The following is a 25,255-nucleotide window of genomic DNA, read 5'->3' as shown; positions in this document are numbered from 1 at the left end:
CGGATCGGGGAGCACATGGGAACGGGAGGGGGACGGAAGGGGGAAGGAACGGGGCGCCGTCAGCGTATGACGGCCGAGGAGAGGGCGTGCAGCCGGAGGGCCAGCTGTATCTCCAGGGCGCGGGCCGGGCTCTGCCAGTCGGGGCCGAGGAGCCGGCCGATCCGCTCCAGGCGCTGGGCCACGGTGTTGACGTGCACGTGCAGGTCGTCCTTGGTGCGGGCGGGGCTCATCCCGCTGGCGAAGTAGGCGTCCAGGGTGCGCACCAGATCGGTGCCGCGGCGCCGGTCGTAGGTGACGACCTGGCCGATGGTGCGCTCGACGAAGCCCTCGATGTCACGGGTGTCGGCGAGCAGCAGCCCGAGGAAGCCGAGGTCCTCGCTCGCGGCGCCCTCGCCCTGCCGGTGCAGCAGGTGCAGGGCGTCGAGGCAGCGGCGGGCCTCCTCGTAGGCGGGGGCGACCCGGTCGGGGTGGGCGAGGGGTGCGGCGACGGGTGCGGAGGCGCCGACGGTGACGGGTTCACGCAGCGCGCCGCCCAGGTGTCTCGCGGTCTGCCGGGCGAGCTCGGCGGCGGTCTCTCCGGGGCCGAGGGGCAGCAGCAGGACGGTGCCGCCGTCCCTGGCCGAGGCCAGGCCGTGCCGGGTGGCGGCCAGATGCGAGGCGGCGGAGCTCAGCCGCTGCCGGTCGGCACTCTCGCGTACGCCGGGATCGGTCTCTCCCCCGGCGCCGCCCCGGTCGATCCGGGCGGCCAGGACCACGTGCGGGACGTCGGTGTCGGCGCGCAGCCGGGCGGCACGCTCGCGCAGCAGGCGCCGGTCGCGGTCGGGCGCGTCGAGCAGGTCGTCCAGGAGCTCGCCGCGGACCCGCTGCTCGGCCTCGCCGGCGGAGCGGCGGGCGAGCAGCAGCAGGGAGGTGACGAGCGCGGCCCGCTCCAGGGTGCGCAGGTCGACGGGGTCCACGCCGGGCCGGTCGTGCAGGACGAGGGCGCCGAAGGTCTCGCCGCCGGCGGACACGGCGGCGATCCAGTCGTCGCCGTCCCGGGTGGCATGGCCCTCGGCGATACGGGAGGAGCCGGGCCGCTCGTCGACGAACTCGACGGTGCCGCCGAGGACTTCGGAGACGGCCGCGGCCACGTCGTGGACCCCGCCGCCGCGCAGGACGAGTTCGGTGAGCCGGTCGTGGACCTCGGAGGCCCGCTCGATGGACCCGCTGTGCTCGCGGATGATGCCGTTGGCCCGCTCCAGCTCGGCGAGTGCGGAGCGGGTCTCGGCGAGCAGGTTGGCGGTGTCGATGGCGACGGCGGCGTGTGCCGCGAACGAGCCGAGCAGCGCGACCTGCTCGCGTTCGAAGACCCTGGCCCGCCGGTCGGCGGCGAAGAGCACGCCGATGACCTGGCTGCCGAGGGTGAGCGGCACGCCGAGGATGGCGACAAGGCCCTCGTCGCCGACGGCGCTGTCGATGGCCTCGGTGTGCTGGAAGCGCTCGTCGCGGAAGTAGTCGTCGGTGACGTAGGGGCGGGCGGTCTGGGCCACCAGGCCGCCGAGCCCCTCTCCCATGCCGAGTCTGACCTGCTGGAACCGGGCGGAGACGGAACCCTCGGTGACCCGCATGTAGGTGTCGCCCCGCACCGGGTCGTTGAGGCTGAGGTAGGCCACCTCGGTGCCGAGCAGGGAGCGGGCGCGCTGCACGATGGCGCGCAGCACGTCGTCCAGGTCGCGCAGGCCCGCGAGGTCGTGGGCGGTCTCGAAGAGCGCCGAGAGCTCGGCCTCGCGGCGGCGCCGGCCCTCCAGCTCGGCCCGGACGCGGAGCGCGAGCAGTTTGGCCTCTTCGAGCGCGGCCAGTTCCTCGGGCCCCGCGCCGCTCGCACGGGCGAGCAGCCCGGGGCGGTCGTACGCCTCGGTGGCGGCGCCGCGGGCGAGGAGCTCCAGGTAGACGGCCTGTTCGTGGGTCATGGTCACAGGGATACCGGTCGCACCGGGGGTCGCACCAGCCCTGTGGACAACTGCCTGTGGACAACCGCCCGTGGACGACGCGGGCACCCCCTGGCGGCCGGATCAGTGGGCCGTCCAGCCCCCGTCGAGGGTGAGCGAGGTGCCGGTGACGAAGGAGGCCTGCGGGGTGCAGAGGTAGAGCACGGCCTCCGCGACCTCCTCGGGCTCGATCAGCCGTTTCAGGGCCGCGTCCTTGAGCAGCACCTCGGTCAGCACCCGCTCGGCGGGGATGCCGTGGGCGACGGCCTGGTCGGCGATCTGCCGTTCGACCAGCGGGGTGCGCACATAGCCGGGGTTGACGCAGTTGGAGGTGACGCCGTGCGGGGCGCCTTCGAGGGCGGCGGTCTTGGACAGGCCCTCCAGACCGTGCTTGGCGGCCACATAGGCGGACTTGAAGGCGGAGGCGCGCAGTCCGTGGACGGAGGAGATGTTCACGATCCGGCCCCAGCCCCGTGCGTACATCTCCGGCAGCGCGCCCCTGATCAGCCGGAACGGGGCCTCCAGCATCACGGTGAGGACGGTGTGGAAAACGTCCGGCGGGAACTCGTGGAGGGGGCGGACGAGCTGGATCCCGGCGTTGTTCACGAGGATGTCGGTGCCGGCGGCGGCGGCCTCGGCGGCGTCCAGGTCGGTGAGGTCGAGCAGCTGGGCCTCGACGGCGCCGGGCAGGTCCCGGGCGGCCTCGGCCAGCGCGTCGAGGCCTTCGGCCGCCCGGTCGACGGCTCTGACCCGGGCTCCGGCGGCGGCGAGCCGCAGGGTGCAGGCGCGGCCGATGCCGCCGGCCGCGCCGGTGACGAGCGCGGTGCGCCCGGAGAGGTCGAGGGTGACGGGCCCGGGGGCGGGCCGGGGCACGACGGCCTGGGCGGGAACGGGTCCCGTGGTGATGGGGGCGTTCATGCTCCGCACCCTATGAAGCACCCCACCCCCGACCGATGTGCTCCGAACACACAGTTCAGCCCTGGGGCGTGTGATCGAACCACGCGGGTTCGTCCTTGAGTGCCTGTTCGATGCGGAAGTGGGAGAAGCGCTTCATCTCGGGAAGGGCGTCGAGCTCGAACCAGCCGACCTCGGTCGACTCCTCGTCGTTGACCCGGGCCTCGCCGCCGACGGCCCGGCAGCGGAACGAGACGTCCATGAACTGGCACTGGTCGCCGTTGGGGTACACGACGGGCTTGCGCAGGGTCTGCACGAGCACGATCCGCTCCACTTCGCAGCGCACGCCCGTCTCCTCGTACACCTCGCGCACCGCGCACGCGGCCGGCTGCTCGCCGGGCTCGACGATGCCGCCGACGATCGCCCACATCCCGGTGTCCGCGCGGCGCCCGAGCAGCACGCGCCCCCGGTCGTCGAAGACGACGGCGGAGACGCCCGGCAGGAAGAGCAGCTGGTGGCCGGCCGAGGCGCGGATGTCACGAATGAAGTCAGGGGTGCCCATGACCCGACCCTAGATCATCTACGGGCGGCCCGGCCGCCGGCAGCGGACCGGGACCGGCGGCGTTTCCGCCCGAGCGGTCCCCTCAGGCGGTACGGGCCCTGCGGGCGCGCACGGACCGGGTCACCGACCAGCCGAGACCGGCCGCCGCGACCGCGACGAGCAGCGCCTCGGGCAGGGTGCCCATCCGGGTCGCCGGGGTCAGCGAGGAGCGCAGCGGCACCTTCTCGACCAGGACGTCCGGGGTGAACATCGCGGTCTTCGCGACGATGGTGCCGTCCGGCCGGATGACCGCGCTGACCCCGCTGGTGACCGGGACGACCACGCTGCGGCTGTGCTCGACGGCGCGCACCCGGGACATCGCGAGCTGCTGGTAGGTCATCTCGCTGCGCCCGAAGGTGGCGTTGTTGCTGGGCACGGTGATCAGCTGCGCGCCATCGGTCACGGTGTCGCGGACCGCCCAGTCGAAGGCCGCCTCGTAGCAGGTGGCCAGGCCCACCTTCGTACCGGCCAGGTCGAAGACGCCGACCTTGTTGCCCGGCCCGAAGTCGCGCCGCACCCGGTCGACGTCGCTGCTGAACAGGCGCACGAAGGACCGCATCGGGATGTACTCGCCGAAGGGCTGCACATGCCGCTTGTCGTACTCGGCGACCGGCCCCTTCTCGGGGTCCCACTGGATGAGGGTGTTGCGCAGGTTGCCGGTCTCGGGGGCGATGACGGAGCCGATCACGGTCGGCGCGTTCACCTCGCGGACCGCCTCGTCGATCACCTGGTACGCGTCGGGGTTGGCGTACGGGTCGATGTCGGACGAGTTCTCCGGCCACAGCACGAAGTCGGGCTGCGGCTCCTTGCCGGCCTTCACCGCCGCGGCGAGCTCGCGGGTGCGGTTGGCGTGGTTGTCGAGGACCGCGCGGCGCTGGGAGTTGAAGTCGAGGCCGAGGCGGGGCACGTTGCCCTGCACGGCGGCGACGGTGGCGGTGCCGTCCTCCGGCGCGTCGGACACCAGCGGGAGCGCGGCGAGGGCGCCGGCGACGGGCACCAGGACGGCGAGCGCGGCGGCGAGCAGCGGCCCGCGCGCGGGGGCCGGGGCGGAGGTCGGAGCAGAGGTCGGAGCAGGGGCCGGGACCTGGGCCTGCGCCGGGGGCGCGTCCGGGTCCGCCGGTTCCCCGGTACGGCTCCGGGGCGCGGCCCGCCGGGCGAGGACCAGGCGCACCGCCTCGTACAGGCCGAAGCCGCACAGGGCGACGGCGAAACCGAGCACCGGGGTGCCGCCGACGGCCGCGAGCGGCAGGAAGATCCCGTCCGCCTGCCCGAAGGCGATCTTGCCCCAGGGGAACCCGCCGAACGGCACGCGCGCGCGTGCCGCCTCCCCGAGCACCCACACGGCGGCGGCGAACACCGGCCAGGCGGGCAGCCGGGAGACCACAGCGATGCCGAGGCCGACGGCGCCGACGAAGAGGGCCGACACGGCGGCGAGGGCGACCCACGGCAGGGGCCCGACCTCCTCGCCGGTCCACGAGAGCAGCGGCATCAGGAAGCCGAGCCCGGCCAGATAGCCGAGTCCGAACCCGGCCCGCGCCCGGCGGCCCCGCAGTGTCCAGCCGAGCAGTGCGAAGCCGGGCAGCGCGAGCCACCACAGCGGCCGGGGCGGGAAGCTCAGGAAGAGCAGCAGCCCGGACAGCACGGCCGCACCGGGCCGCAGCAGCAGCCGCAGGCCGCGGGCCCGCTCCGGGGCGGGGGTGGACTCGGGCGCGTCGGCGGGGGCGATGACGGTGCTCACGTGCCGGAGTCTACGGCGCCCGGCGCTCCCACCAGGAGCACGTCCCGTCTCACGCGCCCCTTCGGTGCCTCGCACGCCGGGCGGGGCGTGCGCCAGGGGGTGTCTCGCCGATCAGGCCGGATCAGCGAGCGGCGTCTGGTGGCGTGGATCGCAAGGCGGAGGAGGGAGTCAACGCGGAGGGGGCACCTCCCGTGCCCGAAGGGCAACGGGGGAGTTGCCGACCGACGACAACGCGGCGAGGCGCGGTGCCAGACGCCGGGAGCCCGGCATGATCGGCGAGACACCCCCTAGGCCCCCGCCCGGCCCGTCGGGGCCGGTGGCTTCGGGGGTGCCGCGCGGTGCAGGAGGGTGCGGATGGTGCGGGCGGCCGACTCCGCGTCGTCGACCGTGACCGTGAAGGTGCGGCCGTCGCCGAGGCGCAGGACCAGGCCCTCGCCGCGGCGGACGATGACGGCGGTGCCCTTCTCGGGGCGCCAGCGGTAGCCCCAGCCGCCCCACTGGCGCGGGGTGACGGAGGGGTCGACGTCGGCGTCGACGACGTGGGACAGCGGGATGCGGCGGCGCGGGACGCCGATGTGCCCGCAGCGCACCTCCATCGCCCGGTCGTCGACCCGGACGGCGACGTGGACGAAGGCCAGCGTGCCGAAGAGCACGAGGAGGCCGGCGGCGATGCAGCCGATGACGGCCATCAGGAGCGGGGCGTCGCCCGAGGCCCATGGCGACTCGACGGCGAGCAGCACGCCGAGCGCGAGGCAGGCGATCCCGCCGATCGCCGGAAGCCATTGCAGCCGGTTGGTCGCGTGGCCGGTCCAGACCGGTGGTGCGGGTCCCTCGGGACCCTGTTTCGGGGAATGGTCCCTCATGGTGACAGCCTACGCACGTTCCGCGGTCGCGGCGCCTCGGGCGGAGCCGTCCGGACACGCTCAGTGCGCGACGGCCGCCACCGCGAGGACGCGGCCCTGCGCATAGGCGAGCGCGGCCGGGGTGAGCGTGCCCGGCCGGCCGCTGTGGAGCACGGTCAGGCCGCCCGTGGGGGCCGCCGCGGGGTCGGCCTCGGCGCCGATCCGCCGCAGCGCCTGTGCGGCGACTGCCCCGGCGGAGCCGTGGAAAACAAGCTCCGGCTGCCCGGCGGCGCGCGGCAGGGCCGCCCGGATCTGCTCCTCGACGAGTTCGTAGTGGGTGCAGCCGAGCACGAGGGCCCGGACGTCCGGGGGCGTCAGCTCCGCCGCGGCGGCGACGGCCCGGCGTACGGCCTCGGTGTCGGCGTGCTCGACGGCGTCGGCCAGACCGGGGCAGGGCACCTCGGTGACCTCGGCGCCGTCGGCGAAGTCGCGGATGAGACCGCGCTGGTAGGGACTGCCGGTGGTAGCGGGGGTGGCCCAGATGGCGACCTTGCCGCCGCCGACCGCGGCCGGCTTGATCGCGGGCACGGTGCCGATCACCGGGATACGGGGCTCGAGCGCGGCGCGCAGCGCGGGCAGCGCGTGCACGGTGGCGGTGTTGCAGCCGACGATCAGGGCGTCCGGCTCGTGCGCGGCGGCGGCCCGGGCGACGGCGAGGGCGAGCTCAGTGATCTCCCCGGGCGTGTGCGGGCCCCACGGCATGCCGTCGGGGTCGGAGGAGAGCACGAGGTCCGCGTCGGGCCTCATGCGGCGGACCGCCTCCGCTGCCGGGAGCAGGCCGATTCCGGAGTCCATCAGTGCGATCTTCACCCGGTCACCCTAGCCGACCACCCTTGATTCCCCGCCGATCTGGGGCAGACTGCGGCGAATGAGCCCGCTTGCGTGGATCGCGATCGCCGCTCTGGCCGTCTGGGGGTGGCTGCTCCTGGGCCAGGGCTTCTTCTGGCGCACCGACCAGCGGCTTCCCGCGCCCTCCGGGACGCCGGCGGAGTGGCCGGGGGTGGTGGTCGTGGTCCCCGCCCGGGACGAGGCCGAGGTGCTGCCGCTGAGCCTGCCCTCGCTGCTCGCCCAGGACTATCCGGGGCGGGCCGAGGTGATCCTGGTCGACGACGGCAGCTCGGACGGCACCGGTCGGCTCGCCAGGGAACTGGCCGACTGCCACGGCGGGCTCCAGCTGACGGTGGTCTCGCCGGGCGAACCGGAGCCGGGCTGGACGGGCAAGCTGTGGGCGCTGCGGCACGGCATGGCGCTGGCACGCGCGCGTGGACCGGAGTTCCTGCTCCTGACGGACGCGGACATCGCGCACGAGCCGGACAGTCTGCGGCTGCTCGTGCGGGCTGCGACCGGGCACGGGATCGACCTGGTGTCGCAGATGGCGCGGCTGCGGGTGGCGAGCGGCTGGGAGCGCCTGATCGTGCCGGCCTTCGTCTACTTCTTCTGCCAGCTCTATCCGTTCCGCTGGATCAACCGCGGGATCGACGGGCGCCGGCCGCTCGCGACGGCGGCGGCCGGCGGCTGTGTGCTGCTGCGGACGGAGACGGCCCGGCGGGCCGGGGTGCCGGAGGCGATCCGGCAGGCGGTGATCGACGACGTGTCGCTGGCCCGCGCGGTGCGCCGGGCGGGCGGCCGGGTGTGGCTGGGGCTCGCCGACCGGGTGGACAGCGTCCGCCCGTATCCGAGGCTCGCCGATCTGTGGTGGATGGTCGCGCGCAGCGCCTACGCGCAGCTGCGGCACAGCCCGCTGCTGCTCGCGGGCACGGTCGCGGGTCTGGCCCTGGTCTATCTGGTGCCGCCCGGCACCCTGGTCGCGGGCCTGCTCGCCGGGGACTCGGCGGCCGCCTGGGCCGGCGGGCTCGCCTGGGCGGTGATGGCGGGGACGTATCTGCCGATGCTCCGCTACTACCGGCAGCCGCCCTGGCTCGCGCCGCTGCTCCCGTTCACCGCGCTCCTCTACCTGCTGATGACGGTGGACTCGGCCGTCCAGCACTACCGGGGCCGGGGAGCCGCCTGGAAGGGGCGGACGTACGCACGCCCCGAGACCGCCCCCGACCGCTGACCGCCCGCGACCCTGACCGCCCGCGATCGCTGACGGCGCGCCGTCCCGGGTCCGACCGCCCGGAACTCCGGGCGGACCCGCCGGACCCGGCCGCTCCGAAATGCGCACCCGGCGTCGCCGCGCGCATTCCGACACGAAGAGCGACCGGACGATGACGGGTTCGGGGAACTCTTGCCCCCGCGTGCGTGAACATCACGCGTGAACATCAGCGGCCATCCGGTCGCCGTACGCGTCAGGATTTCTTTGCACAAGGTCCGAACGGACCGCCGAAGTGCCCTGCCCGACCCGCGGGTAACCCCTCCCCAGCTCGGGTTTTTCCGGATCTTGGACGTGTTTGGCGACCGTTTTTGTCAGATTCGCTCACATTACCGATCGGCGGTCCCAACGAACCCGTCAAACAACCCTCTTACCGGGCTCCCCATCCAGCACATCGTGGGCTTAACTTATGGCCATGACCTCCCCGCGCTCCACCTACGGAGGCGGTTACTACACCGCGCCGTCGTTCCCCGACACCCCGATCTACGACTCCCTCGTCGCAGAACGGGGCACGCCTCAGATCGCCCCGATCCGAGTGCCCTCCGCGTACGACACCGGCAACGGCTACGCCGGAAGCAGCAGCGGCTATCTGCCGGCGCTGCCCGCGGCCCTGCCCGCCCTCCCGGCGGCGCCCTCCCCACAGCCCCCCGCCCCGGCCTACCACACCCATGGGCACGGCCACGCGGGCGCGTACGGCTACCCGCAGCCCGCGGCCCCGCAGGCCGCCCCGGCCACGCAGCTGATGGCCCCGGTGCCGCTGCAGCCCGCGCCCACCCCGTACATCCCGCAGCAGCCGGTCGCCCCGCGCGGCTACCCGGGCCCGCAGGCGCCGCAGCCGCCGCGTCCGATGGCCACCGGGTACGAGGCGATGCGCCCGGCGGCGCCGCGCCCTGCCCCGGCGCCCGCCCCCTCGCCGTACGACGACCCGTACAACCGCCCCTACCAGGGCCGCGGATACTGACGACCGCGCCGGGCGGGGCGACTGGCAGGATGAGGGCATGCCGAATCCTGTCTTGCGCTCCGTCCATGTCCACCCGGTCAAGGCACTGCGCGGGTTCACCCCCGCGGAGGCGGAGGTCCAGCCATGGGGACTGGCCGGTGACCGCCGCTGGACCGTGGTGGACACCGCGGGCAAGGTCGTGACCCAACGCCAGCACGCACGGCTGGCGTTGGCCTCCGCCGCGCTGCTGCCGGACGGCTCGGTCACGCTGTCCGGGCCCGGCAGGGAGGAACTCACCGTCCGGGTGCCGGAGCCGGTGAGCACCGCCGGCGAAGGCGGCACGATCCCGGTGGAGATCTTCGGCACCATGGTGGAGGCCGTGCCGGCCGACCCGGCCGCCGACGCCTGGTTCAGTGCCTACCTCGAAAGCGACGTGCGGCTCGTCCACATGGACGACCCGGCCCGGCGCCGCCCGGTCGACCCCGATTTCGCGCTGCCCGGCGAGACCGTCAGCTTCGCCGACGGCTATCCGCTGCTCCTCACCACCACCTCCTCTCTCGACGCTCTCAACTCCCTGATCGCCCAGGGCGATCACGCCGACGAGGGCCCGCTGCCGATGAACCGCTTCCGGCCGAACGTGGTCGTCGACGGCACCGCGCCCTGGGCCGAGGACGGCTGGCGGCGCCTGTCCATCGGCGACGTCGTCTTCCGGGTCGCCCGGAACTGCGGCCGCTGCGTGGTCACCACCACCGACCAGGGCACCGGCGAGCGCGGCAAGGAGCCGCTGCGCACCCTCGCGCGGCACCGCGCGGACGGGAACCGGTTGATCTTCGGCCAGAACCTGGTGCCTGAGCACCAGGGCGTGATCCGGGTCGGCGACCCGGTCAAGATCCTCGACTGAGCCGTCCTCCACCGAGCGTTCCTCCACCGAGCGATCCTCCACCGAGCGGTCCACGGCCGAGCGATCCTGGCCTGCTTCCCGGGGTGGCCGCACGACGGCCGGAAACTTCCCCGGGAGGCGCGGAACCCACCCCCGGGGGACACTCGTTGGAAGAGCGGCAACCGCCGGACGGGCCCCAGGGGTCCGTCCCGGAACCGTCGACGAGTCGAGGGGGTGCGGAGCGTGCGTGCAGCCACGGGGCTCTGGCGCTGGCGGCACAATCCCCTGCGCCGGACCACGGACCTGGTCGAGGCCTGGGTGGCGCTGGTCGCCGCCCTGCTCCTCTGCCTGGGCGTGCCCGCGGCCGGCTGGGCCGCCGGCGTCTCCGCGAACGCCTCGCTCCAGCGCTCGGTGCGTCTGCAACAGCAGGAACGGGTGCCGACCGTGGCCCAGGTGGTGCGCCCGGCCGACACGGCCGGCGAGGCCGACCGGGACGGGGAGCTCGGCGCGGAGCAGCGGCTGCGGCCCGCCGTCGTGGCGAACTGGACCGCGCCGGACGGCAGCGCGCGCACCGGGACGGTGACGACCACCAGGAACCACGCGCACGCGGGTGACGTCTTCCCCCTGTGGACGGACCGGGCGGGCCGGGCGGTCACCCCGCCCATGCACCCCGACACGGCCCGCGCGCACGCGCTGATCGCCGGGCTCACCGTGGCGCTGCTCGCCGCGTTCCTGGTGGAGGGCCTGCGCCGGCTCGTCGTGCACCGGCTGACACAGCGGCGGTACGCGCGTCTGGACCGCGCCTGGGCCCAGGCGGGTCCGGACTGGGGCCGTACGGGCACGGGCAGCTGACCCGGCGGCAGCCGGCCGGGGACGGGAGAGCCGGGCGGAGGAGAGCCGGCCGGAGGAGAGCCGGGCGACCCGTCAACCCGGTGGCGCCGCGCACGCTACGGTGGGGCGCCGGACAGTCGACGCACGAGGTGGGGGCAGAGCACACCCATGGCACAGGGCACGGTCCAGGTGACGCACACCGGTACGTCGCGGTGGCGGCGCCGCACGGGCGAGTACCCCTCCCTCGCCGCCGCCCTGGAGGCCGCGGGCGACGGGGACGTCCTCACCGTGGCCCCGGGCACCTACCGGGAGAACCTCGTGATCCGGCGGGCCGTCACCCTGCGGGGCGGCGACGGGTCGGTGGGCTCGGTGCGGATCGCGCCCGCCGACGGCGTACCGCTGACCGTACGGGCCTCGGCCACGCTCCAGGACCTGCACGTCGAGGGGCAGGACGCGGCGGCGCCCGCGCTGCTCGTCGAGGACGGCACGCCCGAGCTGCTCGATCTGCGGATCGTCACGAGGTCGGCGGCCGGTCTGGAGGTACGGGGCGCGGCCCGGCCGACGGTGCGGCGCTGCACGGTCGACAATCCCGCCGGGGTCGGGATCGCCGTGCTCGACGGTGCGGGCGGCGTGTTCGAGGAGTGCGAGATCGTGTCCGCCGGGCAGTCCGGGGTCTCGGTGCGCGGCGGCGGGCATCCCCGACTCGAGCGCTGCCGGGTGCACCACGCCTCGGGCGCCGGGATCACGGTGACCGGCGAGGGCAGTGGTCTTGAGGGCATCGGCTGCGAGGTGTACGAGATCAAGGGCGCGGGTCTGCAGATCGCGGCCCGGGCGACCGCGCACCTCACGGACTCGGCGGTGCACCGGACTTCGGCCGACGGCATCACCCTGGACACGGACGCGGTGCTGACGCTCTCCGACTGCGACATCCACGACGTGCCGGAGAACGCGGTGGATCTGCGCTCCCGTTCGGTCCTGACGCTGACCCGGTCGACGGTGCGGCGGTTCGGGCGCAACGGGCTCTCGGTGTGGGACCCGGGGACCCGGGTGGACGCCAACCAGTGCGAGATCCACGACAGCACCGGCGACTATCCGGCGGTGTGGGTGAGCGACGGTGCGACGGCCGTGCTGGACTCCTGCCGGGTGCACGACGTGCCGGACGCGCTCTTCGTCCTCGACCGGGGTTCGCGCGCGGACGTCGTGGACAGCGATCTGTCGCAGGTGCGGAACACGGCCGTGTCGGTGAGCGACGGGGCCACGGCGCAGCTGGACGACTGCCGGATCCGGGAGGCGTCCACGGGCGCCTGGTTCCGGGACCACGGCAGCGGCGGCACGCTCGGCGGCTGCACCATCGACGCGGTGCAGACGGGTGTCATCGTCACCAAGGGCGCGGATCCGACGATCGAGCGGTGCACGGTCACCTCGCCGGCCGAGGCCGGTTTCTATGTGTCGGCGGAGGGCCGCGGCTCGTTCCTGGGCTGCCGGGTGACGGGCAGCGGGGGCTACGGCTTCCATGTGATGGACGGCTGCCGGACGACCCTGCGCAAGTGCCGTACGGAGCGCTGCTCGCGCGGTGGTTACGAGTTCCCCGAGGAGGGGCCGGTCGCGGAGGACTGCACCAGCGACGAGAGCCAGGTGCGCGCCCCGGCCCTGCCCGAGGCGGGCGGGGTGGTCACGGCCACCCGGTCGACGGGCGGCCTGCTCGGCACGGTGCCCGCGCCCCGCTCCCCCGCCGCGGTGCCGCCGCCGGTTCCGGCGCCGCAGCCGGTGGCGTCGCGGTCCTCGCGGGAGGTGCTCGGCGAACTGGACGCGCTGGTGGGCCTGGAGAGCGTCAAGCACGAGGTGCGGACGCTGACGAACATGATCGAGGTGGGCCGGCGCCGGCAGCAGGCGGGCCTCAAGGCGGTCTCGGCGCGCCGGCATCTGGTCTTCACGGGCAACCCGGGGACGGGCAAGACGACGGTGGCCCGGTTGTACGGGGAAGTGCTCGCCGCCCTGGGGGTCCTGGAGCGGGGCCATCTGGTCGAGGTGTCCCGGGTCGACCTGGTGGGCGAGCACATCGGCTCGACCGCGATCCGCACCCAGGAGGCCTTCGACCGGGCGCGCGGCGGGGTGCTGTTCGTCGACGAGGCCTATGCGCTCGCGCCGGAGGATTCGGGGCGGGACTTCGGGCGCGAGGCGATCGACACCCTGGTGAAGCTGATGGAGGACCACCGGGACGCCGTGGTGGTGATCGCCGCCGGGTACACGGCGGAGATGGAGCGCTTCCTGACCGTCAACCCGGGTGTGGCGTCCCGTTTCTCACGGACCATCTCCTTCACGGACTACGTTCCGGAGGAGCTGCTGCGGATCGTGGAGCAGCAGGCCGAGGAGCACGAGTACCGGTTGGCGGAGGGCAGCGGCGAGGCTCTGGTGAAGTACTTCGCCGAGCTGCCCAAGGGCCCGACCTTCGGCAACGGGCGCACCGCGCGCCAGACCTTCGAGGCGATGGTGGAGCGGCACGCGGGCCGGGTCGCCGCGCTCGCGGAACCGAGCACGGACGACCTGACCCTGCTCTACCCGGAGGACCTTCCCGAACTGCCGTGATTTAGGGGCTCGGTTCAGGGGCCCGGCTCACTCGCCGCTGCTTGGGCAGCGCGGGCGGCAGTCGGTCGAGCAGGGCGGCGCGTGCGGCGGCGAAGGCCGGGTCGGCCTGGTAGTCGGAGTGGCCCAGGATCGGTTCGGGCAGCGGGTGTTCGCGGGTGCGGCCGTACGCGACGGGGTCGAGCAGCTCGGGCCGGTCGACGTCCGGCCGGTCGTCCTCGGCGGGGACCCGGACGGGGCCGCCGATGGGGTCGGTGGCCCGGTACAGATTGCTCCAGCAGTGCACCGTGCGGTGCAGGCCGCGCAGCGCCTCGGGGCCGAAGTAGGCGGGGAACCAGCGCCCGTAGAGGCGTTCGAGCGGCGAGCCGTAGGTGAGCAGGGCGACCCGGCCGCGGGTGGCGGGCGGCAGCTGCCAGACCGCGGCGGCGGCGAGCACGCTGCCCTGCGAGTGGCCGGAGATGACGAGGCGGCCGCCGGTGCTCCGGGTCCAGGAGCTCATCCGCCAGGTGAGGTCGGGGACGGCCCGCTCGGCGTAGCAGGGTGGGGCGAAGGGGTGGGCGGCGCGCGGCCAGAAGGTGCCGACGTCCCACAGGATGCCGATGGTGCGGCGTGCGGAGGGGTCCTTGTAGGCGCGGCGGCCCAGGGTGACGAAGAGCAGGAAGCCGAAGCCGATCATCCAGGAGCCGAGGGCCTGGGCGGCGGTGGCGGCCGAGGCCAGCGCCGGGTGGGCGCCGTCGAAGGCCCGGCCGGGGACGTTGCCGCTGGCCCAGGCGCCGGCGACGGAGGCCGCGCCGAGCAGCAGGGTGGCGCCGGAGACGACGCCGATGAGCACGGGCGCGGAGTCGGTGAGCGCGGCGCGGGCCCGGCTCGCCGCGATCTGGTCGGTGCGCAGCCGGTCGGGGTCGGCTTCCCGGTAGGCGGCGTCGACGGCCGGGCGGAGCCGGCGGCCGGCGAGCACGGTGCGGACGACGAGCAGGGCGGTGGGCGCGAGGAGCAGCAGAAGCAGGACGGGGATGACGGAGGCCTGCCAGCTGAGCAGCACGGGCGGCCCGGTGATCGGGCCGTCGCCGGTGCCGGGGGTGGCGGCGCCGTCGAGCCAGTCGGCGACGCGCTGGGCGACGCCGCCGGACATGACGCCGCCGAGGGCGCAGGCGAGCATGGCGGTGGCGGGGCCGCCGAGGCCGTACAGGGCGGTGCGCGGGTCGCGGCGCGGGCCTGTGCGGCGGTGGAGCAGCAGGGCGACCGCGGCGAGGGCGACGACCAGGCCGCCCTGGGCGAGGGTGAGGACGCCGAAGACTCCGGTGCCGGGCAGGGTGCCGCCGGAGGTCCAGCCGGGGCGGGACCAGCCGGTGTGCAGCGCGGTGAGCGCGAGCAGCAGCAGTGCGGAGGCGGGCAGCCAGGAGACCAGGGCGCGTTCGATGCGCAGGTCGAGCCGGTGCTCGCTGCGGCCGCGCCGGCAGACCACCCAGAGCACGACGAGGGCGAGGACGACGAGGACGCCCTGGAGCAGCCTGCCGAGGAGCTCCTGGGCGCCGCCGGGCGCGGTGCGCTGGTCCTGGCTCGCGGCGGCCCCGGCGAGCGCGGCGGCGACGGTGAGGAACCCGGCGGCGGTGTGGGCGGCGCGCAGGCGCGCGACGAGGCGGCGGCCGTACCAGAAGCCGGGGCGGCCGAGGGCGGGGCGGAGTTCGACGGGGGTGGCGGGGCCGGGGGTGGCGGCGTCGGCGGCCTCGGTGTCGCCGACGGGCACGGGCGCCGACTCCCGGTCCCGGTCCGGCTCCGGCTCCGGCTCCGGCTCCGGCTCGGCGTCGTATCCGGTGGGCGGGCGCTGGGCCTCGTACGCGCTCCAGGTGCGGTTGGACAGGTACCAGAGCAGACCGACGAGGGCGGTCGGGACGAGCGCGGCGAGCGCGAGGCGGCGGCCGGGCTGCGCCCACCAGCCGCCGTGCTCGGCGGACAGGAAGCCGAGCCAGGAGCGCTGCCCGGCGCAGGCGGCCGCGCCCGCGCACTGCCAGGCCGTCAGATCGAGCGCGACCTCGCAGGCGGCGGCGGTGAGGAGCACGGTGAGGGTGAGCGCGACGAGCCGTACGAGCACGCCGTAGAGGCGTACGAGCCGGGCCCGGCCCTCGGCGGGCGGGCGCATCCAGTGGGCGAGGTTGGCGACCATGAACGGCAGGAGCAGCAGCCACAGGGCGCGGGTGCCGTTGCCGGAGGTCAGGTTGGACCAGCAGTAGGCCTCGGGCACGGGCCCGTCGGCGTACCGCTCGGGGTGTTCCTCGGCGTCGACGTCGTCCCCGCGGCGGAACACGGCGGCCGTCCTGTCACCGGTGACCCGCACGGTGCGCGGGTCGTCCAGCATGTCGGCCGCGGTGGCTCCGCCCACGCCGTGGACGAGCAGTTCGAGCGCCGCACCCCCGTTCCTCGGGTCGGGTGTGGCAGGGGACACGTCGGTGACTCGCTCTCTGAATGGGAGGATCTGGGACAGGAGGTTCCGGGGTGGGAGGATCTCGGGTGGGAGGATCGGGCCGAAGGGTTCGACGGCGGCAACCAGGATCGCGGACGGCCGCGCCCGGTGGCACCGCCCTCACCGAATCCGACGCCCTTCCTCCGTTGTTCCCCATTCCTGCGGAAAGGACCGGCCCCGGCGGTGAGTGACCATCAGAACCTGCTGGCGGAACAGCGGCGCGCGCTGATCCTCGACGAGGTGCGCCGGCGCGGCGGTGTACGGGTCAACGAGCTGACCCGCCGCCTCAACGTCTCCGACATGACGGTCCGCCGCGACCTGGACGCGCTGGCCCGGCAGGGCGTGCTGGCCAAGGTGCACGGCGGCGCGGTGCCGGTGGTCGAGGCGAGCGTCCACGAGCCGGGCTTCGAGGCGAAGTCGGCGCTCGAACTGGGCGCGAAGGAGGAGATCGCGCGGACGGCGGCGCGGATGGTGCGGCCGGGCACGGCCATCGCCCTCTCGGGCGGTACGACGACCTTCGCACTTGCCCGGCACCTGCTCGAGGTGCCCGAGCTCACGGTGGTGACGAACTCGGTGCGGGTCGCGGACGTGTTCCACGAGGCGCAGCAGTCGGGTGCGGGCGGCGAGGCGCTGCCGGGGGCGGCGACGGTGGTCCTCACGGGCGGGGTGCGGACGCCGTCGGACGCGCTCGTGGGGCCGGTGGCGGACCAGGCGATCCGCTCGCTGCACTTCGACGCGCTGTTCCTGGGCGTCCACGGCATCTCGGTGGAGGCCGGCCTGTCGACGCCCAACCTGGCGGAGGCGGAGACCAATCGGCGCCTGGTGCAGGCGGCGCGGCGGGTGGTGGTGGTCGCGGACCACACCAAGTGGGGGACGGTGGGCCTGAGTTCCTTCGCCTCGCTCGACGAGGTGGACGCCCTGGTCACGGACCCGGGGGTGTCGCCGGAGGTGCGGGCGGAGATGGCGGAACATCTGCCGGGTCTGGTCGTGGCGGGCGAGGACGACCCGGAGACCGAGGACGAGGAACCGGAGGACGCCGAGGGCGGCGCCGGGGCGTAGCAGGGCACGCCCGCGCGGACCGGCCACGGGTGGGGCGGGTCGAGCGGGTCGGGCGGGTCGGGCGGTCGCGGCGCCGGCGCCCGCCGAGGCGTGGCGGCCCACGCGCCGGGCGGCGCCCGGCGTCGGGGTCTGCGCTCGGCCGGCCGCTCGCGGCGGCCGGCCGAAGGGCTTTCGCACGCGCGCGACGAACCACTGCGCCACTGACGGAAAGTCAGTTACGGTGGTGGGTCACGACCCCGAGAGACGGGAGGTACGGCCATGCAGCGCCGACTCCGGCCGGTGGAGCTCGACTTCGCCGAGTCCGCGCCCCTGCGCCTGGTGTTCTCCGCCGAGTTGGCCGCGCCGCCCGCGGCCGTGTACCGCTCGCTCGCGGTCGAACTCGGCAGCACCCCCTCGTGGTTCACCGCGGTGACGTCCGCGACGCCGGTCGACGGCGGCGCCGGGCGGACGGTCCGGCTGCGCGGCGGGGTCGAGTTCCGCGAGACCATCCTGGCGAGCGACCCGGGCGCGCGCTACGCGTACCGGATCGACGAGACCAACGCCCCGGGCCTGACCGCGCTCCTGGAGGAGTGGACACTCTCCCCCGCGGCGGACGGCACCCGGGTGCGCTGGACCATGGCCGTGGACGGCAACGGCCCCTGCCGGCTGGTGATGCGGCTGGCCCGGCCGGGCGTCGGCAGGTCGTTCCGGGACGCGATGCGCAATCTGGACCGGCGGCTCACTCCGGCCAGACACCCGTCGCCAGGAACCGGTCGATAGCGGCGCGGTACGGCGCGATGTCGAGGCCCTGGGCGGCCAGCCAGTCGTCCGAGTAGTACTTGTCGAGGTAGCGCTCGCCCGGGTCGCAGATGAGCGTGACGACGCTGCCGGTGCGCTGCTCGGCGACCATCTCGGCGACGATCTTCAGCGCGCTCCACAGGCCGGTGCCGGTGGACCCTCCCGCCTTGCGGCCGATCACGGTCTCCAGGGCGCGGACCGCGGCGACGCTGGCCGCGTCCGGGACCTTCATCATCCGGTCGACGGCGCCGGGCACGAAGCTCGGCTCCATGCGCGGCCGCCCGATGCCCTCGATGCGCGAGCCGCAGTCGGAGGTGGCCTCCGGATCCTCGTGCACCCAGCCGTCGAAGAAACAGGAGTTCTCCGGGTCGGCCACACAGATCCGGGTGTCGTACTGCATGTAGTGCACGTAGCGGGCGATGGTGGCCGAGGTGCCGCCGGTGCCCGCGGTGGCGACGATCCAGGCCGGCTCGGGATAGCGCTCCAGCTTCAGCTGCTGGTACATCGACTCGGCGATGTTGTTGTTGCCGCGCCAGTCGGTGGCCCGCTCCGCGTACGTGAACTGGTCCATGTAGTGGCCGCCGGTGCGCTCGGCGAGGGCCGCGGCCTCGTCGTACATCGTGCGCGGGTCGTCCACGAAGTGGCAGCGGCCGCCGTGGAACTCGATGAGCCGGCACTTCTCGGGGCTGGTGGTGCGGGGCATGACGGCGATGAACGGGACGCCGATCAGCTTGGCGAAGTAGGCCTCGGAGACGGCGGTCGAGCCGCTGGATGCCTCGATGACGGGCGCGCCGGGCCGGATCCAGCCGTTGCACAGGCCGTAGAGGAAGAGCGAGCGGGCGAGCCGGTGCTTGAGGCTGCCGGTGGGATGGGTCGACTCGTCCTTGAGGTACAGGTCGATCCCCCAGCTCTCGGGCAGCGGGAATCGCAGCAGATGGGTGTCGGCCGAGCGGTTCGCGTCGGCGTGCACCTTGCGCACGGCCTCCTTGAGCCAGGACCGGTAGCCGGAGTCGCTGCGGTCGACATCGACGGTGGCCAGGGGGCCGGTGGTGCTGGTCATGCGTGTCTGCCTCTTCTCACGGTGCCCGCGGGGTGCCCGCGGGAAGGCTCGTGGCGGGTGTTCACGGGGGTTCCCCACTGCCCGACAATACCGCTCCCACCTGGGCAAACGTTCCCTTTGAGAGTCCATAGGAGTGCCTTGCAGAAGGCCTGCTGGTGTCCGGCGGCGCGGCCCGGCACACTGGGTGCAGACAGCCTGCGCGAAGGGGGCGGAGCACCATGTCGGAGCGCGAGTCGGAGCCGGGGTCGGAGCGGGAGCCGGAGTCGGGGTCGGAGCCGGAGCCGGAGTTCACGGCCACGCGGGTACGGATCGAACGCTGGCCCCGCGAGCTGACCCGCGCGGGCGAGGTCCGCATCGAGGACGGACGCCTGTCGCTGCTCACGAGTTACGGCACCGAGATCGACAGCGCGCCGCTCGGTACGGTCCGGGCGGGCCGCCCGTGGTTCGCGAAGGACGACGAGGCGGTGGCGAAGGTGAACGGCACGCGCTACCGGATCTCGGGCTCGGGGCGCTTCCTGGAGGCGCTGAAGAAGGCCACGGGCCACGCCTGACCGTTGCCAGGACGCTCCCGGCCGACGCCAGGACCTCCTGACCGAGCGCCGAACCCGCCTCTGACCTGCGGCGGATCGCCGCGAGTTGCGACCCGGTCACCACTGGTTCAGGCTGGAACCACCTCACCGAGGGTTTACCGGCGGTGACGCTGTGATCCAGTCCGCCGCCCTGCTACACCGCATGACAGATCCGAATCTTCGTCTTCTTCGGGACCTATTTCGGGGAGTCGCAGCCGTGATCAGCGAGCCCAGCAGGTACTGCACGGTGGAGCTCCAGGCTCTGCCCGCGCGGATCGGTCAGGTCCGCAGAATCGTTTCGGCGCAGTTGCGCCACTGGCAGCTCGATTCATTGATCGACCTTGCCGCACTCGGTGTCACCGAGCTCCTGACCAATGTCCACCGGCACGCACAGCCGGACAAGTTGTGCACCGTCGAGCTGGCACTGCTGCTCGACCGTCTCACCGTCTCCGTCCGCGACAACGACCCCCGGATACCGGACGTCGCCGAACCGGACGACACGGACGACGAGTTCGCGACCTCCGGCCGCGGCCTCGCCATCATCGAGGCGATGAGCGAGAGCTGGGGCGTGCGCCCGCAGGGCGAGGCCGGGAAGACCGTCTGGTTCACCCTCCAGGCGCCGTCCACCCCGGTGGCCGTCCTGCCGCACGTCCACGCCGTGCACGGCGCCACCACCGACGGCCCGCTGGTCGACGCCGTACCGCTCGGTGCCGTACCGATCGGCGCCGTACCGCTCGGCGCAGCGGGCCTGGTGGAGTCGGCGGCGCGCTGACGCCCGCTGACGCGCGCTGACCGTCACTCGGCCACTCCGTCACTCGGTCGCGATGGCCCGCAGCACGTCCAGGCGGGCCGCCCGGCGAGCCGGCCTCCAGGCCGCGACGACGCCCGCGGCGAGCCCGATCAGGGCGACCACGGCGAGCCGGGCCGGCGGCAGGGCGAAGCTGAACGCGCTGTCCGACGCTCCGTCGGAGGCCGTGACCAGGACCCAGCCGAGGAAGCCGCCGAGCAGCAGCCCGCCGACCGTGCCGAAGGCCGCGACGAGCACGGACTCCCAGCGGACCATGGCCCGCAGCTGCGCCCGGGTCTGGCCGACCGCTCGCAGCAGGCCCAGTTCGCGGGTGCGCTCGTGCACCGCGAGGGTCAGCGTGTTGGCGATGCCGAGCAGGGCGATCAGGACGGCGAGCGCGAGCAGTGCGTAGACCAGGGTCAGCATCATGTCGATGCCGGCCGCCGAGGACTCCGCGTACTCCTCGCGGGTCTGCACCTCGGGGTTGCCGAAGCGTTCCGCGACCCCCTGCACCGCCGCCTCGCCCGTCTCGGCCGGGACACCGTCCCTGAAGGTCACGGCGACGAGCCGGTCCGCGTCCTGGGTCCGGTGCGGGGCCCAGGCCTGACGGGTGACCAGATAGTCCCCGGCCAGGTCGGCGCGCTCGTACACGGCCCGTACGGTGAAGGTCTGCCGGGTCCCGTCGGGGAACGTCAACCGCGCGCTGCGGCCGGGCACGAGCCCGTACCGCTCGGCCTCGTCGTCCGCCACCGCGATGCCGTCCGTGCCGAGTCCGGACAGCGAGCCGCGTACGGCGCCGAGGTCGAGGACGTGGGAGAGCGCCGCCGGGTCGGTGACGGTCAGGGCCCGGCCCCGCCCGTCGACCTCGGCGATCCCCCGGCCCAGGCCGACCGCGGTGTCCACCTCGGGCAGCGCGGCCACGGCGGGCGCGAGACGCGGGCTGAGCCCGCTGCCGCCCGCGCCGAACGAGGGCGTGCTGACGGCCACGTCGCCCGCGAAGGAGCGGGACACCGTGTCGTCCATGGTCGCCTTCAGGGACGCGCCGAAGACCGTGAAGAGCGAGACGACGGCCACGCCGATCATCAGCGCGGTGGCGGTCGCGGCGGTACGGCGCGGGCTGCGCAGCGCGTTGCGGCGCGCGAGCCCCCGGTTGGTCCCGCGCAGCGGTCCGCCGAGGACGCGTACGGCGTACGAGGAGGCCACCGGGCCCAGGACCACGAAGGCCGCGAGGGCGAGGACCGCGCCGGACCCGGCGAGCCACAGGGACGGCACCGCGAGCACGCCCACCAGCACCAGGCCGACGGCGAGCAGCAGCAGCCCGGCACCGAGCGCGGTGCGGCGGCCGGAGGCGGCGGAGTCGTCCACGGCGGTCTCGCGCAGCGCGGCGAGCGGGGCGGTGCGCCCGGCCCGTACGGCGGGCAGCAGGGCCGAGCCGACGCAGACGGCGAGCCCGACCGCGAAGGGCAGCGCGAGCGGCACCGCGCCGATCACCAGATCGCCCTCGGGGAAGGGGAAGCCGACCGCCGGGAAGAGGGCCTGGAGACCGGCGGCGATGCCGATGCCGCCGAGGAGTCCGGCGGCCGAGGCGAGCACCGCGACGGCGAGCGCCTCGGCCAGGGTCATGGTGACGACCTGGCGGCGCTCGGCGCCCAGGGCGCGCAGCAGGGCGTTCTCGCGGGTGCGCTGGGCGACGACGATGGCGAAGGTGTTGTGGATGGAGAACACCGAGACCAGCAGGGCGATGCCGCTGAAGACGAGCAGCAGGGTGGTGAACAGGCCGAGGAAGCGGCCGGAGATGGTCTCGTTGCTCTCGTCGGTGGCCTGCTGTCCGGTGATCGCCTCGACGTCGTGCGGGAGTACGGGCGCCAGGGCGTCGGCCAGTTCCTCCTGCGAGGTGCCGGGGCCGGCCCGGACGAGGATGTCGGTGGCCTGGCCGGCCTTCGGCGCGAGGTACTTCTCGGCGTCGGCGGCGGTCAGGCCGGTGTAGGTGACCTGGCCCATGCCGTCCGCGCCGCCGAAGGTGGCGAGGCCGACGACGGTCACGCGCACCGGGTCGGGGGTGCGAAGGACGGTGGTGGAGCCGACCGCGAGACCGCCGGCCTCGGCGGCGCCGCGGTTGACGACGACCTCGCCGGACTTCTGCGGGGCGCGGCCCTCGGCCAGGGCGTACGGGTTGAGCTCGGGGTCCGGGATCCAGGTGCCGGCGAGGGTGGGCGGTCCCTGGCCGCCGACGGGCTTCCCGTTCGTGCCGACGAGCTGGCCGGCGCCCTCGACGCGCGGGACGGCCGCCGCGACGCCGGGTACCTCGGCGATCCGCTCGGCGAGGGCGGCGTCGACGGGGCCACGCGTGCCCTGGGCCTCGCCCGCCGCGGTGACCACGCTCGTACTGCGGACGACGGCGTCGGTGCCGCGGTAGGCATCCGTGAAGAGGGTGTCGAAGCCGGCCCGCAGGGTGTCGCCCATGACGAGGGTGCCGGTGAGGAAGGCGACGCCGAGCAGCACCGCGACGAAGGTGCCGAGGAAGCGGCGCCGGTGGGTGCGCAGGGCGGCGAGGCCGAGGCGGAGGGTGGCGCGGGTGGTGCTCGGCGTACCGGTGGTGTGCGCGGAGGCATGCCCGGTGGTGTGTCCGGTGGCGGTCATGCCGGCGCTCCTCTCTCCGCGAGGGAGTCGTGAGCGGGCCCGTCGAGGGACTTCATCCGGTCGAGGACGCGCTCGGCCGTCGGTGCCTGCATCCGGTCGACCAGACGTCCGTCGGCGAGGAAGACGACCTCGTCGGCGTGCGCGGCGGCCACCGGGTCGTGGGTGACCATGACGACCGTGCGGCCGGTGCCGCGCACGGTGTCGCCGAGCAGCCGCAGCACCTCCTCGCCCGAGCGGGAGTCGAGGTTGCCGGTGGGTTCGTCGGCGAAGACGACGTCCGGGGCGCCGGCGAAGGCCCGGGCGACGGCGACCCGCTGCTGCTGGCCGCCGGACAGCTCGCTCGGGCGGTGGTGCAGCCGGTCGCGCAGGCCGACGGTGTCGATCAGGGCGTCGAGCCGGGCCCGGTCGGGGGCGATCCCGGCGAGGTCGAGCGGCAGCGTGATGTTCTCGGCGACGGTCAGCGTCGGCAGCAGGTTGAAGGCCTGGAAGACGAAGCCGATCCGCTCGCGGCGCAGCAGGGTGAGCCCGCGGTCGTCGAGTGCGGACAGATCGGTGTCGCCGATCAGGGCGGAGCCGGAGGTGAGGGTGTCGAGTCCGGCGGCGCAGTGCATCAGGGTGGACTTGCCGGAGCCCGAGGGGCCCATGATCGCGGTGAAGCGGCCGGCCGGGAAGCCGACGCTCACCCCGTCGAGGGCCCGGACCTCGGTGTCGCCGGAGCCGTAGACCTTCACGGCGTCGACGACCCGCGCGGCGGCGGGAAGGGCGAGGGTGGTGGTCATCGGCGGCGCCCCTTGTCATCGGTCGTGCGCCGCCCGAACTGCTCCTCCAGGACGGTCAGCCGGCGCCAGTACTCGTCCTCGTCGATCTCGCCCGCGGCGAAGCGGTGGCCGAGCAGCGCGATCGGGGACTGCTCGTCGACGCGGGAGGCGCCGGGGCCGCCGGGGCCGCCCATTCCGTGTCCGCGGCGCGGGCCGAAGCGGCGCACCAGGGTGATCACGGTGAAGATCACGGCTGCCCAGACGAGCGGGACGAAGAGGATCCACGGGCCGGGGCCCGCGTGGGCGAGGGTGTTCATGGTGGTTCAGCTCCTCCGGTGGTCGGTGCTTCGAGACTCGCTCCGGACGGGCCCCCGAGTCGTCGTACGGCCAGCGGCTTCGCGCGTACGACGGCGGGAGTAGAAGGGGCCCTCGCGGGTGCTCCCTCGACTCTGTACCTACTGGTATGTACAGTGAGGCGCATGAGTGCTGCCGCCCTGAACGCCGGCGCGTCCGAGCGCCTGATCGAGGCCACCCGCGAGCTGCTGTGGGAGCGCGGCTATGTCGGCACCAGCCCGAAGGCGATCCAGCAGGCCGCGGGGGCGGGCCAGGGCAGCATGTACCACCACTTCGACGGCAAGCAGGACCTGGCGGCGGCCGCGATCCGGCGGAGCGCGGCGGAGCTGCGGGCCGCCGCCGAGCGGGTGTTGGGCGGCGAGGGGTCGGCGTACGCGCGGATCGAGGCGTATCTGCTGCGCGAGCGCGATGTGTTGCGCGGCTGCCCGGTGGGGCGGCTGACGATGGACCCCGAGGTCATCGGGGACGACACCCTGCGCGCGCCGGTCGACGAGACGATCGGCTGGCTGCGGGGCCGGCTCGCCGAGATCGTCCAGGAGGGCCTGGACGGTGGGGAGTTCGGCGGGGAGTCCGGCGGTCCGCTCGACGCCGGGGAGCTCGCGGCGACGATCGTCGCGACCGTCCAGGGCGGCTATGTGCTCGCCCGCGCCTCCGGCTCCCCCGCCGCCTTCGACACGGCCGTACGCGGCCTGCTCGCGCTGCTCGCGCCCCGTACCGCCCGCTGACGCCCCCTGACGACGATGCGCAGATGACGATGTGAGGAGCCCGGCTCATGCACGCCCTGCAGTACGACATCACCCTGCCCGCGGACTACGACATGGAGATCATCCGCAAGCGGGTCGCGACCCGCGGGCATCTCCTCGACGCCTTCCCGGGCCTCGGCCTGAAGGCGTATCTGATGCGCGAGCGGGCGGACGGCTCACCGGTGAACCAGTACGCGCCGTTCTATCTGTGGGCCGAACCGGCCGGGATGAACACGTTCCTGTGGGGGCCCGGATTCCAGGGCATCGTCGAGGACTTCGGCCGGCCGGTGGTCCAGCACTGGACGGTGCTCGCGTACGACGAGGGCCCGGCGACCGCCTCCGCACCGCGCGTCGCGACGCGCCGCCGCCGGCCGGTTCCGGAGCGGCTCACCCCGGCCGAGGCGGTCGAGCGCGCCCTGGAACGGCATGCTGCCGATGTCGGGCGCGACGGCGTGGTGGCGCGGGCCGTCGCCGTCGATCCGCGTCACTGGGAGCTGCTGACCTTCACCCTGTGGGCCGACCCCGGCGCCGTGGAGCCGAACGCCGACCGTTTCCAGGTGCTGCACCTGTCGGCCCCGGGGCGCGCCGAAATCGCTCCCGGACGCCGCTGGTAGGCGGG

At 74.4% G+C, this 25,255-nt stretch carries 22 protein-coding genes; 11 read left to right on the top strand and 11 right to left on the bottom strand.

Annotated elements, in window-relative coordinates:
- Positions 1–59 precede the first annotated feature (59 nt).
- From AB0C73_RS08625 to AB0C73_RS08600, 6 genes are all read right to left on the bottom strand, one after another.
- Positions 60–1,949 carry a GAF domain-containing protein gene (locus tag AB0C73_RS08625; RefSeq protein WP_362526245.1) on the bottom strand — a complete coding sequence of 630 codons (1,890 nt, stop codon included), beginning with the start codon at positions 1,947–1,949 and terminating at the stop codon, positions 60–62.
- A gap of 102 nt (positions 1,950–2,051) precedes the next feature.
- The gene (locus AB0C73_RS08620; RefSeq protein ID WP_362526242.1) at positions 2,052–2,885 is read right to left on the bottom strand and encodes a 3-hydroxybutyrate dehydrogenase; all 834 of its coding nucleotides are present in this window, start codon (positions 2,883–2,885) and stop codon (positions 2,052–2,054) included.
- A 55-nt stretch (positions 2,886–2,940) separates the two neighbouring features.
- Positions 2,941–3,423: an NUDIX domain-containing protein gene (locus AB0C73_RS08615; RefSeq protein ID WP_362526240.1), complete on the bottom strand. Its 483-nt coding sequence runs from the start codon at positions 3,421–3,423 to the stop codon at positions 2,941–2,943.
- Between the two features lie 82 nt (positions 3,424–3,505).
- Complete coding sequence (gene lnt, locus AB0C73_RS08610; protein WP_362526402.1) at positions 3,506–5,188, bottom strand: apolipoprotein N-acyltransferase; 1,683 nt, start codon at positions 5,186–5,188, stop codon at positions 3,506–3,508.
- Between the two features lie 299 nt (positions 5,189–5,487).
- A complete protein-coding gene (locus AB0C73_RS08605; RefSeq protein ID WP_362526238.1) occupies positions 5,488–6,063 on the bottom strand; it encodes a hypothetical protein in 576 nt (191 codons plus the stop codon).
- Positions 6,064–6,123: 60 nt separating this feature from the next.
- Positions 6,124–6,912 (bottom strand): aspartate/glutamate racemase family protein, encoded by a 789-nt coding sequence (locus AB0C73_RS08600; RefSeq protein ID WP_362526237.1) that lies wholly within the window; start codon positions 6,910–6,912, stop codon positions 6,124–6,126.
- Positions 6,913–6,970: 58 nt separating this feature from the next.
- On the opposite strand from AB0C73_RS08600, the gene AB0C73_RS08595 reads away from it, so the two are divergent.
- The 5 genes from AB0C73_RS08595 to AB0C73_RS08575 all read left to right on the top strand — a co-directional run bounded on the left by AB0C73_RS08595 (position 6,971) and on the right by AB0C73_RS08575 (position 13,431).
- Positions 6,971–8,158: a glycosyltransferase gene (locus AB0C73_RS08595; protein WP_362526235.1), complete on the top strand. Its 1,188-nt coding sequence runs from the start codon at positions 6,971–6,973 to the stop codon at positions 8,156–8,158.
- A gap of 451 nt (positions 8,159–8,609) precedes the next feature.
- Positions 8,610–9,155 carry a DUF6643 family protein gene (locus AB0C73_RS08590; RefSeq protein ID WP_362526233.1) on the top strand — a complete coding sequence of 182 codons (546 nt, stop codon included), beginning with the start codon at positions 8,610–8,612 and terminating at the stop codon, positions 9,153–9,155.
- Between the two features lie 37 nt (positions 9,156–9,192).
- On the top strand, positions 9,193–10,035 hold the full coding sequence (locus AB0C73_RS08585; RefSeq protein ID WP_362526230.1) for an MOSC N-terminal beta barrel domain-containing protein: 843 nt from the start codon (positions 9,193–9,195) through the stop codon (positions 10,033–10,035).
- A 222-nt stretch (positions 10,036–10,257) separates the two neighbouring features.
- A complete protein-coding gene (locus AB0C73_RS08580; protein ID WP_362526228.1) occupies positions 10,258–10,866 on the top strand; it encodes a hypothetical protein in 609 nt (202 codons plus the stop codon).
- Positions 10,867–11,013: 147 nt separating this feature from the next.
- Positions 11,014–13,431, top strand: coding sequence for a right-handed parallel beta-helix repeat-containing protein (locus AB0C73_RS08575; RefSeq protein ID WP_362526225.1), 2,418 nt, complete (start codon positions 11,014–11,016; stop codon positions 13,429–13,431).
- 1 nt (position 13,432) lies between these two features.
- On the opposite strand, the gene AB0C73_RS08570 is transcribed toward AB0C73_RS08575, so the two are convergent.
- On the bottom strand, positions 13,433–15,871 hold the full coding sequence (locus tag AB0C73_RS08570; RefSeq protein ID WP_362526223.1) for a hypothetical protein: 2,439 nt from the start codon (positions 15,869–15,871) through the stop codon (positions 13,433–13,435).
- A 201-nt stretch (positions 15,872–16,072) separates the two neighbouring features.
- On the opposite strand from AB0C73_RS08570, the gene AB0C73_RS08565 reads away from it, so the two are divergent.
- Positions 16,073–16,948, top strand: a complete 876-nt coding sequence (locus AB0C73_RS08565) for a DeoR/GlpR family DNA-binding transcription regulator (RefSeq protein WP_362526220.1) — start codon at positions 16,073–16,075, stop codon at positions 16,946–16,948.
- A gap of 258 nt (positions 16,949–17,206) precedes the next feature.
- Positions 17,207–17,707: an SRPBCC family protein gene (locus tag AB0C73_RS08560; RefSeq protein ID WP_362526217.1), complete on the top strand. Its 501-nt coding sequence runs from the start codon at positions 17,207–17,209 to the stop codon at positions 17,705–17,707.
- Here AB0C73_RS08560 and AB0C73_RS08555 read toward each other — a convergent pair.
- Positions 17,667–18,785 carry a PLP-dependent cysteine synthase family protein gene (locus tag AB0C73_RS08555; protein WP_362526215.1) on the bottom strand — a complete coding sequence of 373 codons (1,119 nt, stop codon included), beginning with the start codon at positions 18,783–18,785 and terminating at the stop codon, positions 17,667–17,669. The two genes, AB0C73_RS08560 and AB0C73_RS08555, sit on opposite strands and share 41 nt — an antisense overlap.
- 218 nt (positions 18,786–19,003) lie before the next feature.
- On the opposite strand from AB0C73_RS08555, the gene AB0C73_RS08550 reads away from it, so the two are divergent.
- Positions 19,004–19,336, top strand: coding sequence for a hypothetical protein (locus tag AB0C73_RS08550; RefSeq protein WP_362526212.1), 333 nt, complete (start codon positions 19,004–19,006; stop codon positions 19,334–19,336).
- A gap of 235 nt (positions 19,337–19,571) precedes the next feature.
- Entirely contained in the window at positions 19,572–20,126 is a 555-nt protein-coding gene (locus AB0C73_RS08545; RefSeq protein WP_362526209.1) for an ATP-binding protein, read from the top strand.
- Between the two features lie 39 nt (positions 20,127–20,165).
- On the opposite strand, the gene AB0C73_RS08540 is transcribed toward AB0C73_RS08545, so the two are convergent.
- From AB0C73_RS08540 to AB0C73_RS08530, 3 genes are read right to left on the bottom strand one after another with little or no spacing between them, the layout of a single operon-like run.
- Positions 20,166–22,781 (bottom strand): FtsX-like permease family protein, encoded by a 2,616-nt coding sequence (locus AB0C73_RS08540; RefSeq protein ID WP_362526207.1) that lies wholly within the window; start codon positions 22,779–22,781, stop codon positions 20,166–20,168.
- Positions 22,778–23,560, bottom strand: coding sequence for an ABC transporter ATP-binding protein (locus AB0C73_RS08535; protein ID WP_362526204.1), 783 nt, complete (start codon positions 23,558–23,560; stop codon positions 22,778–22,780). Before AB0C73_RS08535 ends, AB0C73_RS08540 begins: the two co-directional genes overlap by 4 nt.
- Positions 23,557–23,856: an SHOCT domain-containing protein gene (locus AB0C73_RS08530; RefSeq protein ID WP_362526201.1), complete on the bottom strand. Its 300-nt coding sequence runs from the start codon at positions 23,854–23,856 to the stop codon at positions 23,557–23,559. Before AB0C73_RS08530 ends, AB0C73_RS08535 begins: the two co-directional genes overlap by 4 nt.
- Before the next feature lie 162 nt (positions 23,857–24,018).
- Here AB0C73_RS08530 and AB0C73_RS08525 point away from each other — a divergent pair, with 162 nt between their 5' ends.
- Both AB0C73_RS08525 and AB0C73_RS08520 read left to right on the top strand, forming a co-directional pair.
- Positions 24,019–24,618: a helix-turn-helix domain-containing protein gene (locus AB0C73_RS08525; RefSeq protein WP_362526200.1), complete on the top strand. Its 600-nt coding sequence runs from the start codon at positions 24,019–24,021 to the stop codon at positions 24,616–24,618.
- A gap of 47 nt (positions 24,619–24,665) precedes the next feature.
- Entirely contained in the window at positions 24,666–25,250 is a 585-nt protein-coding gene (locus tag AB0C73_RS08520) for a DUF4865 family protein (RefSeq protein WP_362526197.1), read from the top strand.
- The last annotated feature ends 5 nt before the right edge of the window (positions 25,251–25,255 follow it).

Origin of the sequence: Streptomyces sp. NPDC048623 (genome assembly GCF_040650755.1) — a bacterium.
Classification (GTDB): domain Bacteria; phylum Actinomycetota; class Actinomycetes; order Streptomycetales; family Streptomycetaceae; genus Streptomyces.
The sequence above is the reverse complement of the archived record's forward strand: the minus strand, read 5'-3'. Positions and strand labels throughout refer to the sequence as shown.